This is a genomic window from Amycolatopsis solani (assembly GCF_033441515.1).
In the GTDB taxonomy this organism is placed as follows: Bacteria; Actinomycetota; Actinomycetes; order Mycobacteriales; family Pseudonocardiaceae; genus Amycolatopsis; species Amycolatopsis solani.
This window is the reverse complement of record NZ_JAWQJT010000003.1, coordinates 372724-389492: the sequence shown is the minus strand read 5'-3', so window position 1 is coordinate 389492 and position 16769 is coordinate 372724. Positions and strand designations below refer to the sequence as shown.

The window sequence follows — 16769 nt, the reverse complement described above, 5'->3', positions numbered from 1 at the left end:
ACGCCGTGGGTTACGTCGGCGCCGACGTCCCGGTCGAGCTGATCACCGCGGCGGGACTGCTTCCGCTGCGGCTGACCGGGAAACCGGGTCAGGACAGCGCACTCGGCGACCGCTACCTGGGCCGCGGCGTGGACCCGGTCGCCCGCTCGATCCTGACGCGGATCCTCACCGACGACTACGGGCCGCTGGAAGCCATCGTCGTCTCCCGCGACTGCGAAGCGTCGTTGCGCCTGTTCTACGCCCTGCGGGAGCTGCACCGGATCGAGCCGGCGCTGGGGCTGCCGCCGCTGCGGCTGGTGGACGTGCTGCACCTGCCGCACCACACGACCACCCGGTACGTCCACGCGAAGATCGCGCAGCTGCGCGAGTGGCTCGGACGCTGGCGGCCGATCAGCGACGACGACCTCGCCGAAGCCATCACCGCCCACGACACCCTGCGCCGGTCGCTCGGCCGGGTCGCCGCGCTGCGCCGGGAAAACCGGCTGAGCGGCACGCGGTTCCTCGAAATCGTCGCCGCGACCACCGCCTTGCCGGTCACCGACGCCATCGCGCTCGTCGACCGCGTGGCGGCCGACCCGGCCGAGACCGAGGGGGTGCGGCTGTTCCTCACCGGCAGCTCCCACGACCACCCGGCGGTGTACGAAACGCTGGAGCGCACCGGTTTCCTCGTCGTGGGGGAGGACCACGACTGGGGGGAGCTGCTGTTCGCCCGCACCTGCGCGGCGCCGACGGAACTCGCGCTCGCCGAGCGGTACCAGTACAACGGCCCGTCGGCGCCCCGCGCGTCCGTCCGGCAGCGGGCGGCGCACACCGCCGCGGCCGCCCGCGCTTGCGGTGCGGAAGTCCTGTTCTCCTACGCGCGGGTCCACGACGACGCGCCGCCGTGGGACTTCCCGGAGCAGCGGGCCGCGACGGGACTGCGGTCGATCCTGGCCGAGCGTCAGCCGTACGGCGAGCTGACCTCGGAGGCGCTGGCCGCGCTGGCACCGGCGGGAGCCGCGGCGTGACCGCCCGGCTGGCGTCGGCGACCTCCGCGACCGCCTACCAGCGCGAGTGGTTCGCCGGGGTGCGCGAGGCCGGTACTCCCTTGGCACTGGTGAACGCGGACGCGCCCCAGGAGATCTTCCGGGCGATGGACATCCCGTACGTGGTCAACCAGTGGTGGGCCTCGATCGTCGCGGCGAAACGGCAGACCCAGCGCTACCTCGGCCTGCTGCGCGAGCGCGGCTACCCCGACTACATCGAGCAGTACAGCGCCACCTCGCTGGCGTCGGCGTTCGAAGACGACCCCGGGCAGGCGCCGTGGGGTGGCCTGCCGGCGCCGTCGATCGTGCTCGGCGAGACGACCGGCGACGCGTCCCGCAAGATCTTCGACGTCTGGGACGCGCAACCCGGCGTCACCTACTACCCGCTGGAAAGCGCGGCGGAGAACGAGGTCCCGGAGCGGTGGTGGGAGCTCATGCCGCACCGCTGGGAAGAAGCCATCGGCAGCGACCGCCTCGACCTGCTGACCGGCGAGCTGACCGGGTTGATCCGGTTCCTCGAGCAGACCACCGGCCGGGTGTTCTCCGAGACGCGGTTCCGCGAGGTCCTGGACCTGGTCAACGAGCAGCAGGAGTGGAACCGCCGCACCCGCGACCTCATCGCGGCCGCCCGGCCGTGCCCGATCGCCGTCACCGACGGCATCCCGAGCGTCATGGTGCCCCAGTGGCACCGCGGCACCGAATGGGCGCGTGACGCGGCGCGGGCGTTCCACGACGAGGTCCGCGACCGGATCGACGCCGGCGTCGCGGTGTGTCCCGACGAGCGGCTGCGGCTGATGTGGATCGGCCGCGGGCTGTGGTTCGACCTCGACTTCTACCGGCGGTTCCAGGAGTCGCACGGCGCCGTCTTCGTGTGGTCGATGTACCTCGCCATCGCCGCGGACGGCTACCTGCGCTACGGCGACGACCCGCTGCGCGCGCTGGCCGCCCGCTTCGCCGCGTTCAGCGACCAGCTCTACACCCCGCCGTGGTCGGCGGAGTGGTACGTCAAGGAAGCCCGCCACCACGGCGTCGACGGGGTGGTGCACCTGGTTTCCGAGGACGCGCGCGGCAGCTACTTCACGACCCGTGCCCTGCGCGCGGCGGGCATCCCGGTGCTGGAACTGCCCGCGGACAACGTCGACGCCCGCACGGGAGCCGACCTGACCGCGCGGATGACCGCGTGGCTCGACGAACTGACCTGACCGTCCGGAAAGGACTTCCGATGGGCAAGGCATTCCTCGCACCGCTGCTCGTCGCCGCGGTGACGGCCCTCGTCGCGACCGCGGCCGCCGCGGTTCCCAGCTCACCCGAACTGGAAGCCGCGGCCCCACCCGCGTCCGAGGTGTTCCACCCCGTGGTCCGCGAGGCCGCGGCCCGGACCGGGGACTACGCCGCCGAGTACACCGTCTACCGTCCCGCGGACCTGGACCGGGTGCACGGCCGCCTGCCGGTCGTGGTGTTCGGCAACGGCGCGTGCCGGCACACGAGCAACGACGAACTGCTGACCGTCGAGACGCTGCTCGCCGCGCACGGGTTCGTCGTCGTGGCCGTCGGCGGGTTCGCCGAGCCCGCCCTGACCGAGAACGGCAGCCCGGAACCGAAGGTGATCACCGACGCGATCACCTGGGCCGAACGGGAAAACGGCCGCCGGGGCAGTGCCCTGCGGGACCGGCTCGACACCCGGCGCGTCGGCGTCACCGGGCACTCGTGCGGCGGTATCGAGGCGCTGGTCGCGGGCGCCGATCCTCGCGTGAAGTCGGTGCTGTCGCTGGACAGCGGTTTCTTCGCCGACGGCACCTTGGGCTACGGCCGCGAAAACCTGCGGAACCTGCACACGCCCACGCTGTTCGCCGACGGCGGCCCCAGCGACGTCGCCTACCCGAACAGCGGCGAAAACTACGACCTCGTCACCGTCCCCGCGGTCCGCGCGACCAACCCGGCCGCCGGGCACACCGGATTCGTCTACGGCCAGCGTGACGGCAATCCCGACCCGAGCGTGCGCGAAGAGGCCGTCCGCGTGCTCGTCGCCTGGTTCGACTTCACCTTGAACGGCAACCGCGTCGCGCGGAGCTACTTCCTCGGCGCCGGCTGCGGCCTGTGCGTCACGCCGGGCTGGACCGTCACGGCCAAGAACTTCTGACAGGAGTGGTTCATGGGAATCAAGATCACCGCGCTGGCCGCGGGCGTCGCGCTCGCCGCCGCGCTCCCCGCCACCGCCCAGGCCGCGGAGCCTTGCGTGGGCACGGCGACGTGCGTCAGCGGGCAACTGGCCGACAGCACGCCGTACACCTTCGCGAAACCGTTGCGGTGGAACGGAACCGTGCTGGTGGACCTCGACTTCGCCGCGGGCGGGCTGTCGAGTGCGCTCACCGCGAGCCTGCTGGACCGCGGTTACGCGGTGGGTGGCACCACCCGCACGGTGACGAGCTGGAACATCGCGCGGGCCATCGACAACCAGGCGGAAGCGCTGGGGCGCTTCGAATCCGCGTTCGGCCCCGCCCGGTACGCGATCGCCGAAGGCCGGTCGATGGGCGGGATGGTCGCCGCCGGCGTGGCGCAGGTCCACCCCGGCCGCTTCGACGCGGCGATCCCGATGTGCGGCGGCCTCGGCGGCGCGGTGGGGCAGTGGAACCAGAAGCTGGACACCGTCTTCACGCTCAAGACCCTGCTGTTCCCCGACCTCCCGGTGACCGCCATCCCGGCCGACGTCCCGGGCACGCAGCAGCGGTGGATTTCCGCGGCGACGTCGGCGCAGGCGACCCCGGCGGGGAAGGCCCGCATCGCCCTCGCGGCGGCGATCGGCCAGCTGCCCGCGTGGGGCCTGGCCGCCGACGGCTCGCCGACCCCGGTCCCGGCCGCCCCCGACGTCGACGGCGTGGAGCAGGGGATGTTCCTGGCCCTCGCGGGCGGCCCGCTGCCGTACCTGGGGCAGGCGGTCTCCAGCAGGCGGGCGATCGAGCAGCTGGCGGGCGGGAACCCGTCGTGGAACACGGGTGTCGACTACGCGAGCCAGCTCAAGACGGCGGAACCGAGCCAGCAGAACGCCGTGCGGCGGCTGTACGAGCGCGCGGGCCTCGACCTGCGCGCGGACCTGAGCCGGCTCGCCGCCGCCCCCCGCGTGTCCGCCGACCCCGCCGCCGTCCGCTACCTGACACGGGGCATCGTCTTCACCGGCGACCTGCGGATCCCGGTGCTCACGGTCAACGGCACGGGCGACCAGATCTCGACGGTGGCCCAGCAGCAGTCGTACGGCAGGCTGGTCAGCCGCGCCGGCAATGCGTCCCTGCTCCGGCAGACGTACGTGCGCACGGCGGGCCACTGCACGTACACGACCGGCGAACAGCAGGCGGCGATCGACCGGATGCTGACCCGCCTGCGCACGGGACACTGGCCCGACACGGCACCCCGCACGATGAACGCACTGGCCACGGGTGCGGACGGCGTGCCGGGACGGTACCTGCCGTACACCCCGCCGCGGTTCAACCGGCCGTACCCGACGACCTGAACCCGGTGCGCTTCGGTCAGGCCAGGCGAGCGGAGGTCAGGTAGGCGAGGGCCAGCTCGGTCGTTTCGGCGGCCCACGTGGTCCAGGACAGGTCGTCGGGCCAGTACCGGCAGGTTGCCGCGCGGTGCACGCACGCGCCGATGACCGTCCGGGCGGCCATCCGGATGGCCTGTTCACCGTCTGGGCGGGAGATTTCGCGCAGGTGCGCCCCGGCGGAGCCGACGAGCGCTTCCTGGATCGCGGCGAGTGCTCGCAAGCCGCGTTCGCGGCCTTCCGCGCGCTGGCCGTCGAGCAGTTCCGAGAAGACCCGATCGTGGTCGGCGAAGGTGTGCGCCAGGGCTTGGGTGAAGGCGCCGATGGTTCCGCGCAAACCGGGTGCGGCGGTGCGCAGTGCTTCGCCGACGTTCGTCTCGAGCTGGCTGAGCAGCTGGTCCTTCACGGCGTGCAGGAGCTGGTCCTTGCCGGAGAACCGGCGGTAGATCGCGCCGACGGACATCTCCGCCTGGTCGGCGACCGCGCCGACGGTGAACTCCTCGATCCCGCGGTGGGCGAGCACGTGCTCGGCCGCGGCCAGCACCTTCTCGAGGGTCGCCCGGCTGCGGGCCTGCTGCGGCGGCCGGAAGCCCGGCTCGGCGATGTGCTTGCTCACCGGCCGCACGTTACCTCCTGGCGAGCCAGATGCGAATGATAACTATCGTTAGCATATGCTGGCGGCATGGTGAGCATCGAGGTGCGCAACGCCTACGTGGACTTCCCGATCTTCGACGCCAAGACCCGCTCGATGAAGAAGCAGGTCCTCGGCAAGGTCGGCGGCAAGATCGGGACCGAAGCGAAGGTGCCGATCATCGAGGCGCTGCAGGACATCACCCTGTCCCTGGAGGAGGGCGATCGGGTCGGCCTGGTCGGGCACAACGGCGCCGGCAAGTCGACCTTGCTGCGGCTGCTGGCCGGCATCTACGAGCCGACCAGGGGCAGCAGCCGGGTCGTCGGCCGGATCGCGCCGGTGTTCGACCTCGGCGTGGGACTGGACCCGGAGGTCTCGGGCCGCGAAAACATCCTGATCCGCGGCCTGTTCCTCGGCATGAACCGCAGGCAGATGGAGAAGCGGATCGACGACATCGCCGAGTTCACCGAGCTCGGCGACTACTTGCACCTGCCGCTGCGCACCTACTCGGCGGGCATGCGGGTCCGGCTCGCGCTGGGCGTGGTGACCACGATCGACCCCGAAATCCTCATCCTCGACGAGGGCCTCGGCGCGATCGACGCCGCCTTCCTCGCCAAGGCTCGCTCGCGGCTGGTCGACCTCGCCCGGCGTTCCGGGGTGCTGGTGTTCGCCTCGCACTCCGACGAACTGCTCACCGAGCTGTGCACGACGGCCCTCTGGATGGACGAAGGCCGGATCCGCACGAGCGGCTCGTTGCGCGAGGTCATCGACACCTACAAGTGCCGGGTGTAGCCGTCGCGGCTTCTAGTACTTTCGGCCGATCTCCGCACGGCGAAAACCCTTCGAAAGGCGTGAGCCATTTCGGGGGTCTCCCGCCGGTGCCGGTTCCACCGCCAATCGTCGCCCTACTGTGGCGGTGCTTCGTGATCTTGAACCGGAACCGAAGAGGGGAACCACCTTGCCCGACCGGACCAGATTCCTCGGCCGAACGCTCGCGGCGGCCAGCACCGTGGCGGCGCTCGTGCTCGCCACGGCCTTACCCGCGGCGGCTGCGCCCGCCACCGTCGAGCAGGACGTCGCGCAGCTGTACCAGGACGTCACCGACCTCTACAACGGACTTCCCGCGAACGCGCTGAGCGGCGTCGACCGGCTCATCGAGTCGCCCATCCCGCGCGTCGGCCCGCGGGCGCAGGCCGCGGAGGGCCCGATCCCGGGCTGCACCGAGGGTTCGCTGCTGACGTACGCGAACAAGCTCGCGGCCCAGCTCACCCCGCTCGAGAACCAGGCGCTCGACGCGTTGTCGGGGCTGAGCCAGCTCTACGTCCAAGGCGTCGCGTCCGACAAGGCCCCGCAGGTCTTCGGCACCGACGGCCAGTACACCGCGCGTGCCACCGCCACGATCGGCAAACTGCGCGGCTTCTGGGACATCGAGAGCTGGAACATCCAGCTCGTCGCCTGGAAGGGCACCGACCTCGGCAGCCAGGCGAAGATGGCGCAGACCTTCGGCCTCGGCCTCGCGCCGGCGAAGGTGAAGGCCGCGGCCGCGCTCGCCACCAAGGTGCTCTACGAAGTCCCGGCCCTGCAGGGCGGCCGCAACCCGCTGCTCACCCTGAACGCGTTCGCTGCCCCGGCCGACAGCCTCGGCGGCAAGCGGGTGGCCCTCGGCGACGGCCTGCTCGACACGGTGAACGTCCTCGGCTTCGACGACGTCTCGGTGGAGTCCGTGGTCGGCCACGAGTACGGTCACCAGGTCGACTTCGCCCACGACAACCACCCGCGCAACGAGTCCTCCGAGATGGGCCCCGACGCCTACGGCGGCTACTTCGTCGCCCACGCCAAGGGTTTCGCGTGGGACGCCCGCACCCAGCAGGAGGTCACCTACCTGGACGCCTCCATCGGCGACTGCTACCACAGCCACGGAACCCCCGACCAGCGCAAGGCCGCGGGCGCGTGGGGCGAGAAGCAGGCGACGAGCCAGGGCAACCCGAACCGGGTGGTCCCGACCGCGACGATGATCGAGAAGTTCCAGAAGGTGTACCCGAAGCTGATGCCACCGGCCACGGCACACGGTTGATCCCGGGCGGGCCGTCTCCCTCGGAAAGGGGGAGACGGCCCGCGTTTTCCAGGGCGGAGCCTGTTAAGGGCACCCCCTCCGGCGGCTTGCCGGGCGGACCTGCCGATCGGATGGGCGTCCCGCGGGCTCCACGGGCAACACCTCGGCGGGTAAGAAGCTCAAGAACTTCGTGCAGGGCCGGGACTTCTCGGGCCCGATCCACTTCCACGAACGGCCCGGCACCGGCCTGGTCATGGCCGTCGCCGTCGTCGCCATGGGGGTGGCGCTCGTCGCGCTGGTGCTGGAGGCGGCACGGGGCGGCGACACGCCGGCGGCCTCGGTCGCGCAGCCGTCTCCCGGTGGCAGCTTGGAGGTGTCGAGCCAAACGCCGGAGCGGAAGCCGCTCCACGCCTGCAAGCTGCTGGATCCCGAGTCGGTGGCCTCGTTCTTCGGAGTGTCGCTGGATCGCGGCGGCGTCGTCGTGGTGACGCCGCCGAACATCGGTGACAAAGCAGTCATCGCGGACTGCGGCCCGCACTGGATGCTCGCCGAAAAAGCCGGCTTCGTCACACTCGCGACGAGCGCGGCCGGCCGTGGCCTCTTCGCTTGGGCGTTCGCCGCGCACGTTCCGCCGACCGGGTGACGTGCCCGGCGATCACTCAACCGGTCGCCGCCCCCTGGAGTGACTCCCGCAGCCCCGATCGGCGCCTGAGCCGAAGATCGAAATGACTTACCATGGGGTGCGGAGGGTGCACGGATGCTCGAAGGGTTGCTGTCGGCCGACGCGGGGGCGCTGTACGACGCCATGGTGCGGTCGGGGCCCGTGGCGATGGACGATCCGCGGGCCGGTGGGCCGGAGATGCAGGAGCTGATCGACCTCGGGTTCGTCCGGCGGGACTTCCGCGGTGATCCGGTGCTGGCGCCGATGGAGCCGGTCCGGGCCGTCGACCACGCGATCCTCGGTGCGCAGCAGCGGCTCGTCGAGCAGCAGCGGCAGATCGTCGCCGCGCGGCAGCAGCTCGACCTGCTCCAGACCGTCTACCGGGCGACCTACGGCGGGGGCAGTGACGCCGCCGTCGAGGTGTTGTCCGATCCGCAGCGGATCGGGGCGCTGTCGCTCGAGCTGTGCCTCTCCGCGAAGGAAGAGTTCCTCACCTTCACCACGCGCCACTTCAAACGCAAACCGGACGCGAACACGGCGATGGCCCTGCCCGACGCCGTGACCGAACGCGGCGTGCGGCTGCGCAACGTCTACGAGCGCGCCGCGCTGGAGTTCGAGGGGGCGAAGGGCGTCGTCGAGGCCAGCATCGCCGCCGGGTGGACCATGCGGGTGGCGCCCGAGCTGCCGATGAAGATGGTGATCGCCGACCAGCACTCGGCGCTGCTGCCGCTCGATCCCAGCGGCATGGCGGGCGCGGTCTTCGTGCGCAGCCCGACCATCGTGGCCGGCCTGCGGATGCTGTTCGAGCTGGTGTGGAGCCAGGCCGTGCCGATCGGCGAGGGCGGCGGTCAGCAGCGCCACGGGCTGACGCCCGCCCAGGCCAAGGTGCTCGACCTGCTGGCCACCGGGATGACCGACGGGGCCATCGCGCGCCACCTCGACGTGAGCGAGCGGACCGTGCGCCGTCACGTCCAGGGCCTGCTCGACACCCTGCAAGCGGACAACCGGGTGGCCGCGGTGCACGCGGCCACCCGGCTGGGCTGGCTCGGTTAGGCGAGGACTAGCTGAGGTGGCACCAGGGCTCGCCCGCGGTCCAGATCCACACGCACTGCGGCTGCGGCTTCCCCGTCGCCGACGCTTCCGGTGCCGCCACGGCCCCGAACGCGAGCACCGTCAGCGCCGCCGCGACCACCCCGGTCACCATTCTCTTGAACATGTCTTCGTCCTCCCCGCGAAAAGTGATCTCTGCTGAGTGACAAGTTAGGCGGCGATGTCTTACGCCGGGAGAGCAAGTCCGGCCACTGTCCGGATCCGGTCACGCGGGACCCGCCGGGTCCGGGCGGGGCCCGGCCGGCGGTTCCTCGTCCGGCTCCGGGCCCCGCACCCAGTGCAGGTTGTCCGGTTCGGGCCACCACCCCCGCGGGTCCGGCCGGGGCCCGCCCGTCCCGCCCCACCAGCGCGCGCCCGGTTCGGCTCCCATGCCGGAACGGTCAGGCGCCGAACGGCTGGGCCGAGAGCAGCGTCTGCGTCCAGCCCTTGGTGTCGACCGGGTCGGCGCCGAAGCCCTGGATGTCCGAGCCGTCGAAGTCGAACGGGTTGTGGTCGTGGTAGCGGTACAGCGCGCCGTCACGGGTCTGGGCGTAGTACAGGCCGTAGCCGGGCGAGACGATCTGGTCGAAGGTGCTCCAGCGGTCCGCCAGCGTCGTGCCGGTCCAGGTGTAGTCGGCCGCGATGTGGTACGAGCGCAGGATTCCCGCCGTGCTGATGCCGATGAGCCAGTCGTCGCCGGTGGCGGCGATGGTGCGCATGGTGAAGCCGGTGCCGATCACGGCCCGCTGGCCGATGTGGTTGCTCGACGGCTTCGGGCGGGAGACCACATAGGACATCAGCGTGCTGCCGGCGATTCCGTAGAGATGGCCGTGGCCGTCGTAGGTCAGCATGTCGTGCGTCCAGCCGCTGCCGATCGCGGCCGGGGTGCCGAACTGCAGCGAGTTGTTGTTCGTGATGACGTCGACGCGGTAGAGCACGCCGGCGGGCGAGGTCGCGAGCACGGTGTTGAAGTTCAGCGTGGCCAGCGCCTTCGGCACGAACCCGAGGTTGTCGGTCGAGACCAGGGTCTTGCTGCGGTCGCCGGTCTGCGAGTTGATGGTGCTGTAGGTCAGCCGCCCGTCGCCCAGCGCGCCGTAGACCGACACGGTGGTCGAGGCCGGGCTGCTCAGCTCGTCGACGATGCGCTGCGCGTCCGCGGCCTGCGGCTGGTAGCGGTCGGGGAAGGCGGAGCGCTGGACCCGCTGGCAGACGTCGCCGATCGCGGCACCGCGCCAGCTGCCGTTCGGGTAGAAGTCCTCCATCACGTCCAGGAACGCGTTGGTGGCCCAGGTCGGGTTGAGCCGCTGCGACTCGGTGCCCCAGGAGTCGAGCTGCTGGAACAGGCCGAGGCTGGAGTGGTCGACCTTCTCGCTGATGTTCTCGATCAGGGACTCGACGATCGTGGTGGTGATCGCGATGACGGCCGCGCGCTCGTCCAGCCCGCGTGCCTGCACGGCGTCGATGACGGCGCGGGCGCAGGACACCCGGTACGGCGTCATGTGGCCCTTGAGCGTGCCGGTCAGGACGCTGTTGAGCCGGGTGGCCGCGGCGGTGTCGGCCGCGGTCGGGCCGCCGGTGACGCAGGCCGCGGTCGCGTAGGCGGCCAGCTGCTCCATCCGGGCGGCCATGGCGTCGGACTCGGTGGTGGCGCTCGCGGCGGTGGCACCGGCGGTCAGCACGGCCAGCGCGGCGAGGCCCGCGGCGATCGATCTCGTGGGGAAACGCATGAGAAAGCTCCAAAGTGGGCTGGGCGGTGCCGCGGCCGGGCCGCGGCACCGCTCGGGAACGGGGGAAGGTCAGGCGCCGGGCGGGGAGACGTAGCCGGAGATCAGCTGGTTCTGCTGGCCGGAGCGGGCGGTGTCGGGGTCGATCACCTTCCGCGTCACCTTGTTGCTGACGTTGCCGCCGACGACGGTGAGCGTGCCGTCGGGGTGCACCGCGGTGATCACGTCGACGTGGCCGCCCGTGGTGCCGTCCGGCGGGCCGTAGATGACCCAGTCGCCGATCTTCGGGCTGCCGTGCGAGCTGCCGGTCCGGGACTTGAACAGGCCGTGGTCGACGCCCCATGCACCGAGGCCGCGGGCGACCCAGGTGCCGCGCGGGACGTTCGCCACCCCGGCGCTCGCCCACGTCCAGGTGGCGAACATCGCGCACCAGTCGTTCGCGCCCTGGTTGCAGCCGTCGTTGTACTTGTCGCAGTTCGCTTCGGTGGTGCCGACTTCGCCGGTGGCGAGGGTGGCGATCTTCGAGCGCAGCGGCTTGACCGGCGTGGTGCTGGTGCAGCCGGCCGGGTCGGCCGAGAGCAGGTACTGCGTCCAGCCGCGCGAGGCGACCGGGTCGTTCAGGTGGTAGGCGATGTCCGTGCCGGACCCGTCGGTCGGGTCGTCGTCCTCGTACCAGTACATGGCGCCGTCGGGGTTCTTGCCGTAGTACAGGCCGCCGCCGGGGGAGACGAGGTTTTCGAAGCTCTGCCAGCCGGCGTCGTCGAGCTGGCCGCGGGTGTAGGTGGTGCCGGTCTGCGAAACGGCGTAGCTGATCAGCTGACCGTCGGACGCGGTCGCGACGAGCCGGTCGTCCCCGGCCGCGGCGAGGGTCTTGAGCGCGAACCCGCCGCTGCCGATCTCACGGCGCTGCCCGATCTGGTTCGTCCCGGGCTTGGGCGCGGAAACGAGGTACTGCAGCAGCGAACCGCCGGAGGTCGTGCCGTAGAGGTGGCCGTGGCCGTCGTAGGACAGCAGGTTGTGGGTCCAGCCGTGCTGGACGTCGATCGGGTCGTTGAAGGTGAGGCTGCCGCTGTTGGTGACGACGTCGACGCGGTAGAGGACACCGGCCGTCGAGGTCACGAGCAGCGTGTTGAAGTTGAGCGTGGCCAGCGCTTTCGCGGTGAACCCGAGCGTCTTCGAGGAGACGACGACGTGCGTGATGTCGCCGGTGTCCGGGTCGATGGTGGTGTAGCTGAGCCGGCCGTCGGGCAGCACACCGTAGACCGAAACCCCACCGGAGCACGCCGCGGCGGCGGAAGCGGGACCGGCGGTCAGCGCGGTCGTGGTGAGGCCGCTGAGCAGGACGAGGAACGCCAGCACGGCGGCGCGCACTCTGGATCTGAACATGGGAAAACCCCTCGTGGAATGGAAGATTGGTGCCGGCCGCGACCCCGGGAAAGGCGGCTCGACGGGGCAGAGCTTATGAGGGGAATTCGCGGCGGCGCATGAGCGAATACGGCCATTGGCCGCATGCGGACAGCCGCGAGTTTCTCCGCCGGGCGGTGCTCGCGATCAGCGTCGATCAGTCCTCAGTGGACTGTCGGTCTCGTTGTCCCCAGGGAGGGCGAGGCGTAGTCAGCCCAGCCGGGCGGCGCGCGCCAGGAGGTGGCGCCGCTCGGGTTCGCTGGTGGTGCGGCGGGCCGCTTCCTGGTAGCCCGCGCGGGCCGCGGCGTGGTCGCCCGCCATCTCCAGCAGGTGCGCGCGGACCGACACCAGGTGGTGGGACGCGGCGATGCGGTCGTCGGCCGAAAGGCTGTCGAGCAGGGCCAGTCCGGGGGCGGGGCCGTGGACCTCGGCCACCGCGACCGCGCGGTTGAGCGTCACCGCCGGGTTGGGGGCCACGTGCTCGAGCACGGTGTAGAGGGCCAGGATCTGCGGCCAGTCCGTGCCGGCGGCGCTGGGTGCCTCGTCGTGGACGGCGGCGATGGCGGCCTGGAGCTGGTACGGCCCGACCGGGCCCTTCGCCAGGGCGCCGGTCACCAAAGCCACGCCCTCGGCGATGGCTTCGGCGTCCCAGAGCGTCCGGTCCTGCTCGCTCAGCGGGACCAGCGAGCCGTCCGGGGCCGTGCGGGCCCGGCGGCGGGCGTCGGTCAGCAGCAGGAGACCCAGCAGCCCGGCGACTTCGCCGTCGGCGGGGACCAGCCGGTGGACCTCGCGGGCCAGCCGGATCGCTTCGGCCGTCAGGTCGGCCCGCACCAGCCGCGTCCCCGACGTGGCCGTGTAGCCCTCGTTGAAGACCAGGTAGATCACGTGCAGCACGACGCCGAGCCGCTGCGCCTGTTCGGCCGGCGGCGGCAGGGCGAAGCTCGCCCCGGCCGCCTTGATGCGCTGCTTCGCCCGCGTGATGCGCTGGGCCATGGTCGCTTCGGGCACGAGGAAGGCACGGGCGATCTCGGCGGTCGACAGGCCGCCGACGGCCCGCAGGGTCAGCGCGATCTGCGACGGCGGGGTCAGCGCCGGGTGACAGCACAGGAACAGCAGCGTGAGGGTGTCGTCGGGGTACACCTCGCCGCCGGCGGGTGGCGTGCGGAGGACGTCGGCCTCCTCCCGCCGGCGGCGGGCGGCGTCGCTGCGCACCTGGTCGGCCAGGCGGCGCGACGCCACCGTCACCAGCCACCCGCGCGGGTTCTCCGGCCAGCCCTCCACCGGCCACTGGGCGCTGGCCGCCACCAGCGCCTCCTGGACGGCTTCTTCGCAGGCGTCGAAGAGACCGTAGCGGCGCACCAGCGTGCCGAGCACCTCCGGCACCAGCCGCCGGACGGCCTGCCAATCGGTCACGGCCCGACGTTCGCCTCGTGCATCAGCGGCCGGACCTCGACACCCCAGTAGCGCGCCGACGGGCTGCGCGCCGCGATCTCCAGCGCCCGGTCCAGGTTCTCGCAGTCGACGATCGTGAAGCTGCCCAGGAACTCCTTGGCCTCGGCGTAGGGGCCGTCGGTCACCACCGGCGTCCCGCCGGTGACCCGGACCATCTTGGTGTTGACCTCGTCGGCGACGCCGTAGGCACCGACGAGCTCGCCGGACTCGAACAGCTCCTGGTTGAGGGCGTCGGTCTCGCGGACGATCTCGGCGAGCGTCTCCGCGCCCACCGAGGTGAAGGCTTCCTCGTTGCCGTAGATCAGCAGCATGTACTTCATCGTTCGCTCCTCGCTCACTGCCCGACCAGCTCGCCGCTGGCGCCGCGGTCGTCCAGCGCCAGCTTCGACCGCCCGCTGACGGTATAGCGGATGTGGGTCACCCCGGGCGCGTCGACGACCCGGGTGGGGGTCAGCTCGATGCCGTCGTCGGCGCCGAGGCCGAGGCCGCCGTCGAACAGGCGCTGGCCGTCGCCGAGCAGCACCGGGGCGATGTGCAGCTCGAGCTGGTCGAGCAGCCCGGCGGTCAGCACCTGGCGCACCAGCTGCCCGCCACCGGCCACCGCCACGTCCTTGCCACCGGCCGCGGCCCTGGCCAGCTCGACGGCCCGCTCGAGCCCTTCGGTGACGAAGGTGAACGACGTGCCCTGGCGTTCGAGCACCTCCCGCGGCCGGTGGGTGACGACGAACACCGGCGCGTGGAACGGCGGCTCGTCGCCCCAGGGGACCTCGCCGGCGTCGAACATGCGCCGTCCCATGACGTAGGCGCCGGCCGCCGCGAACATCTCCGCGATGATCTCCGAGTCGGCCGACTGCTCGCCGCCGGCGAAGCCCTGCCGCTCGCGCCAGGCCATCGCGTCGACGGCCCAGCGGGTCACCCGGAAGAACCCGGGTGCTTCGGGGCCCTGCATCCAGTCGCCCGTGTCGTCGCGGGGCCCGGTGTAGCAGCCGTCGAGGGACACCGACAGCTGGGCGGTCACCTTGGTCATCGTTCGCACACCTCTCGTGGGTGGCGGCCTGGCCGGCCGCCGGTACCCCTCAGTCGGAGCCGGCGAGCCGTTCTCGACACGCGCCGCGAAAGAAATTTCGCGGGCGGCGAGATCAGGGTGCGGGCAGCTCGACGAGCTGGGTCAGCGCGCTCCCGCCGGAGGTGCGGTGGCGGCGTCGTTCCGACGGCCTGACCAGCCTCAGGCATGCGCCCCAATGTGGCGTTCGGTGCGTCCAGCGCACCCAATGTGGCATTGGGTGCGTCAGACGCACCCAATGCCACATTGGGGCGCTTTCCCGGCCGGCCGGCCTCAGGCGGGCTCCGGGGTGTCGGAGAACCGGGGTGCGCGCTTCTCCCGGAAGGCCGCGACCCCTTCGCGGCCGTCCGGGGAAGCGGCCCTGGTCCGGATGGACACGGCTTCCCGCCGCAGCGCGACTTCGGGGGCCGGGGTGGCCGTCTCGCGCAGGAGGCGTTTCGTCGCCACCTGGGCGGTCCGGGAGCCTTCGGCCAGGCGCCGCACGACTTCGGCGGCCGCGGCTTCGAGCTCGTCGTCCGGGTGGACCTCGGCGACCAGACCGAGCCGGTGGGCTTCGGCGGCGGTGACGACCGGGTTCAGCAGTGCGAAGTGCAGTGCCCGGTGCAGGCCGAGGGAGGCCGGCAGCAGCGAGCTGCCGCCGTCGGGGGAGAAGCCGAGTTTCGTGTAGGCGAGGGTGAAGCGCGCGGACGCGCCGGCGAGCACCAGGTCGGCCGCCGCGGCGAGGGCGAGCCCGGCGCCGGCCGCGGTGCCCTGGACCACGGCGACGACGATCGCGTCCATCCGGTGCAGGTCGCTGATCGTGCGGTGCAGGGCGTCGGCCAGGTCGTCGACCAGGACCCCGACGTCGCCGGCCGCGGCGAACGCCGAGACGTCGCCGCCGACGCTGAAGGCGCGCCCTTCGGCCGACAGGACCACGACGTGCGCCTCGTCGGCGCGGGCCCGCCGCACGGCACGCCCCAGCTCGTCCACAGTGGACATGGTGAGGGAGTTGCCGCGGGCGGCGTCCGCGAGGCGGATCCGGGCGACGCGCCCGTCGAGGGCGTAGGCGACCGTGCTCATCACGAAGCGAGGGCGGCGTGGCCGCGGTCGACGAGCGCGGGCACGAGGTCGCCGAGGTGGTCGAAGCCCTCGCCCACGGTGAGCCCCTGCCGGGCGCGGTAGTGGATGCCTTCGAAGATCGCGGCGATCTTGTAGCAGGCGAAGCCGAGGTACCACGGCAGTTCGGCGAGGTCCCGGCCGCTGTGCCGGGCGTAGGACTCGGCGAGGAAGCCGCCGCCGGGGAAGCCGGGGGCGTTCCCGGGTGCGGCGGCGACCGCGGAATCCGGGCTGTCCCACCAGATCACGGCGGAGGCGAGGTCGGTCAGCGGATCGCCCAGGGTGGCCATCTCCCAGTCGAGGACGGCGAGGATCCGCCCGCTCGCCGGATCGACGACGACGTTGTCCAGGCGGTAGTCGCCGTGCACGATCGCCGCCGCGCCGGATCGCGGCACCCGGCGGCCCAGCCGGTCGCCGAGCGCGGTCAGCTCGGGCAGGTCGCGGCTGTGGGAGTCGCGCAGCTGCCGCGCCCAGCGGCGCAGCTGGCGTTCGAGGTAGCCGTCCGGCCGGCCGAGGTCGCTCAGCCCGACCGCCGCGGGATCGGTGTCGTGCAGCCGGACCAGGACCTCGACGAGCGTGTCGGCCAGGCGCGTGGCTTCCCCGCCGCCGAAGGACTCCAGCTGGTGCCGTTCGCGCACGACGCTGCCCTCGACGAACCCCATGACGTAGAAGGGGACGTCGGTGCCGCCGCTGAGGATCGGTTCGGGGACGGGCACCGCGCTCGGGTGCAGGGCACGCAGGAGGCGGAACTCGCGGTGCATGTCGTGCGCCGTGGCCAGGACGTGGCCCAGCGGCGGGCGGCGCAGCACCCACCGGCTCGTCCCGTCGCTCAGCAGGTAGGTCAGGTTCGACCGGCCGCCCGCGAGCAGCTCCACCCGCAGCGGCCCGGTCAGCAGCCCGTGCTCGCGCAGGACCGCCTCCATCGCGGCGACGGACACACCCGGTGGGCTCGCCATGCCGGAACCCCTTTCGCTACCGAACGCTTGCACGGTAAAGCTGAACACGATGTCGAGTACCATCCCCGAGGTGTCCGG

At 72.1% G+C, this 16769-nt stretch carries 18 protein-coding genes; 8 read left to right on the top strand and 10 right to left on the bottom strand.

Translation table 11 applies throughout. The annotated features are described in order from the left end of the window. The first annotated feature begins 5 nt into the window (after positions 1 to 5). The 4 genes from SD460_RS34350 to SD460_RS34335 are packed head-to-tail and all read left to right on the top strand — an operon-like array spanning position 6 to position 4530. The gene (locus SD460_RS34350; RefSeq protein ID WP_290055938.1) at positions 6 to 1007 is read left to right on the top strand and encodes a 2-hydroxyacyl-CoA dehydratase family protein; all 1002 of its coding nucleotides are present in this window, start codon (positions 6 to 8) and stop codon (positions 1005 to 1007) included. Further along, a complete protein-coding gene (locus SD460_RS34345; RefSeq protein WP_290055909.1) occupies positions 1004 to 2227 on the top strand; it encodes a 2-hydroxyacyl-CoA dehydratase family protein in 1224 nt (407 codons plus the stop codon). The genes SD460_RS34350 and SD460_RS34345 overlap by 4 nt, the downstream gene beginning before the upstream one ends. Positions 2228 to 2247: 20 nt before the next feature. Then, positions 2248 to 3165, top strand: coding sequence for a poly(ethylene terephthalate) hydrolase family protein (locus SD460_RS34340; protein WP_290055910.1), 918 nt, complete (start codon positions 2248 to 2250; stop codon positions 3163 to 3165). 12 nt (positions 3166 to 3177) lie between these two features. Continuing rightward, positions 3178 to 4530, top strand: coding sequence for a DUF6351 family protein (locus tag SD460_RS34335; protein ID WP_290055911.1), 1353 nt, complete (start codon positions 3178 to 3180; stop codon positions 4528 to 4530). 16 nt (positions 4531 to 4546) lie between these two features. Here the strand turns inward: SD460_RS34335 and SD460_RS34330 are convergent, their stop codons facing one another. After that, positions 4547 to 5179 carry a TetR/AcrR family transcriptional regulator gene (locus tag SD460_RS34330; protein ID WP_290055912.1) on the bottom strand — a complete coding sequence of 211 codons (633 nt, stop codon included), beginning with the start codon at positions 5177 to 5179 and terminating at the stop codon, positions 4547 to 4549. 66 nt (positions 5180 to 5245) lie between these two features. Here SD460_RS34330 and wzt point away from each other — a divergent pair, with 66 nt between their 5' ends. The 4 genes from wzt (at position 5246) to SD460_RS34310 (ending at position 8961) form a co-directional block, all read left to right on the top strand. Next, positions 5246 to 5986, top strand: coding sequence for a galactan export ABC transporter ATP-binding subunit Wzt/RfbE (gene wzt, locus SD460_RS34325; RefSeq protein ID WP_290055913.1), 741 nt, complete (start codon positions 5246 to 5248; stop codon positions 5984 to 5986). Positions 5987 to 6152: 166 nt separating this feature from the next. Next, entirely contained in the window at positions 6153 to 7268 is a 1116-nt protein-coding gene (locus SD460_RS34320) for a M48 family metalloprotease (protein WP_290055914.1), read from the top strand. A gap of 232 nt (positions 7269 to 7500) precedes the next feature. Continuing rightward, on the top strand, positions 7501 to 7890 hold the full coding sequence (locus tag SD460_RS34315) for a hypothetical protein (RefSeq protein WP_290055915.1): 390 nt from the start codon (positions 7501 to 7503) through the stop codon (positions 7888 to 7890). A gap of 114 nt (positions 7891 to 8004) precedes the next feature. Beyond that, positions 8005 to 8961 (top strand): helix-turn-helix transcriptional regulator, encoded by a 957-nt coding sequence (locus SD460_RS34310; RefSeq protein ID WP_290055916.1) that lies wholly within the window; start codon positions 8005 to 8007, stop codon positions 8959 to 8961. Between the two features lie 7 nt (positions 8962 to 8968). Here the strand turns inward: SD460_RS34310 and SD460_RS34305 are convergent, their stop codons facing one another. The 9 genes from SD460_RS34305 to SD460_RS34265 form a co-directional block, all read right to left on the bottom strand. Next, positions 8969 to 9124 carry a hypothetical protein gene (locus SD460_RS34305; protein ID WP_290055917.1) on the bottom strand — a complete coding sequence of 52 codons (156 nt, stop codon included), beginning with the start codon at positions 9122 to 9124 and terminating at the stop codon, positions 8969 to 8971. Positions 9125 to 9223: 99 nt separating this feature from the next. Next, complete coding sequence (locus tag SD460_RS34300) at positions 9224 to 9388, bottom strand: hypothetical protein (protein ID WP_290055918.1); 165 nt, start codon at positions 9386 to 9388, stop codon at positions 9224 to 9226. A gap of 10 nt (positions 9389 to 9398) precedes the next feature. Next, entirely contained in the window at positions 9399 to 10724 is a 1326-nt protein-coding gene (locus tag SD460_RS34295; RefSeq protein WP_290055919.1) for a tachylectin-related carbohydrate-binding protein, read from the bottom strand. Positions 10725 to 10793: 69 nt separating this feature from the next. Next, positions 10794 to 12107 carry a tachylectin-related carbohydrate-binding protein gene (locus SD460_RS34290; RefSeq protein ID WP_290055920.1) on the bottom strand — a complete coding sequence of 438 codons (1314 nt, stop codon included), beginning with the start codon at positions 12105 to 12107 and terminating at the stop codon, positions 10794 to 10796. A 228-nt stretch (positions 12108 to 12335) separates the two neighbouring features. Next, complete coding sequence (locus SD460_RS34285) at positions 12336 to 13538, bottom strand: RNA polymerase sigma factor (RefSeq protein ID WP_318307290.1); 1203 nt, start codon at positions 13536 to 13538, stop codon at positions 12336 to 12338. Beyond that, positions 13535 to 13897: a YciI family protein gene (locus SD460_RS34280; protein ID WP_290055923.1), complete on the bottom strand. Its 363-nt coding sequence runs from the start codon at positions 13895 to 13897 to the stop codon at positions 13535 to 13537. The genes SD460_RS34285 and SD460_RS34280 overlap by 4 nt, the downstream gene beginning before the upstream one ends. Positions 13898 to 13911: 14 nt before the next feature. Continuing rightward, a complete protein-coding gene (locus SD460_RS34275; protein WP_290055924.1) occupies positions 13912 to 14604 on the bottom strand; it encodes a dihydrofolate reductase family protein in 693 nt (230 codons plus the stop codon). A 309-nt stretch (positions 14605 to 14913) separates the two neighbouring features. Then, positions 14914 to 15699 carry an enoyl-CoA hydratase-related protein gene (locus tag SD460_RS34270; protein WP_290055939.1) on the bottom strand — a complete coding sequence of 262 codons (786 nt, stop codon included), beginning with the start codon at positions 15697 to 15699 and terminating at the stop codon, positions 14914 to 14916. Further along, entirely contained in the window at positions 15699 to 16691 is a 993-nt protein-coding gene (locus SD460_RS34265) for a phosphotransferase family protein (protein ID WP_290055925.1), read from the bottom strand. Before SD460_RS34265 ends, SD460_RS34270 begins: the two co-directional genes overlap by 1 nt. Between the last annotated feature and the right edge of the window lie 78 nt (positions 16692 to 16769).

Coding starts and splice junctions, on each gene's coding strand:
- SD460_RS34340 (WP_290055910.1), top strand. CDS start 2,248: ATGGGCAAGGCATTCCTCGCACCGCTGCTCGTCGCCGCGGTGACGGCC.
- SD460_RS34335 (WP_290055911.1), top strand. CDS start 3,178: ATGGGAATCAAGATCACCGCGCTGGCCGCGGGCGTCGCGCTCGCCGCC.
- wzt (WP_290055913.1), top strand. CDS start 5,246: ATGGTGAGCATCGAGGTGCGCAACGCCTACGTGGACTTCCCGATCTTC.
- SD460_RS34315 (WP_290055915.1), top strand. CDS start 7,501: ATGGCCGTCGCCGTCGTCGCCATGGGGGTGGCGCTCGTCGCGCTGGTG.
- SD460_RS34310 (WP_290055916.1), top strand. CDS start 8,005: ATGCTCGAAGGGTTGCTGTCGGCCGACGCGGGGGCGCTGTACGACGCC.
- SD460_RS34305 (WP_290055917.1), bottom strand. CDS start 9,124: ATGTTCAAGAGAATGGTGACCGGGGTGGTCGCGGCGGCGCTGACGGTG.
- SD460_RS34300 (WP_290055918.1), bottom strand. CDS start 9,388: ATGGGAGCCGAACCGGGCGCGCGCTGGTGGGGCGGGACGGGCGGGCCC.
- SD460_RS34295 (WP_290055919.1), bottom strand. CDS start 10,724: ATGCGTTTCCCCACGAGATCGATCGCCGCGGGCCTCGCCGCGCTGGCC.
- SD460_RS34290 (WP_290055920.1), bottom strand. CDS start 12,107: ATGTTCAGATCCAGAGTGCGCGCCGCCGTGCTGGCGTTCCTCGTCCTG.
- SD460_RS34280 (WP_290055923.1), bottom strand. CDS start 13,897: ATGAAGTACATGCTGCTGATCTACGGCAACGAGGAAGCCTTCACCTCG.
- SD460_RS34275 (WP_290055924.1), bottom strand. CDS start 14,604: ATGACCAAGGTGACCGCCCAGCTGTCGGTGTCCCTCGACGGCTGCTAC.
- SD460_RS34270 (WP_290055939.1), bottom strand. CDS start 15,699: ATGAGCACGGTCGCCTACGCCCTCGACGGGCGCGTCGCCCGGATCCGC.
- SD460_RS34265 (WP_290055925.1), bottom strand. CDS start 16,691: ATGGCGAGCCCACCGGGTGTGTCCGTCGCCGCGATGGAGGCGGTCCTG.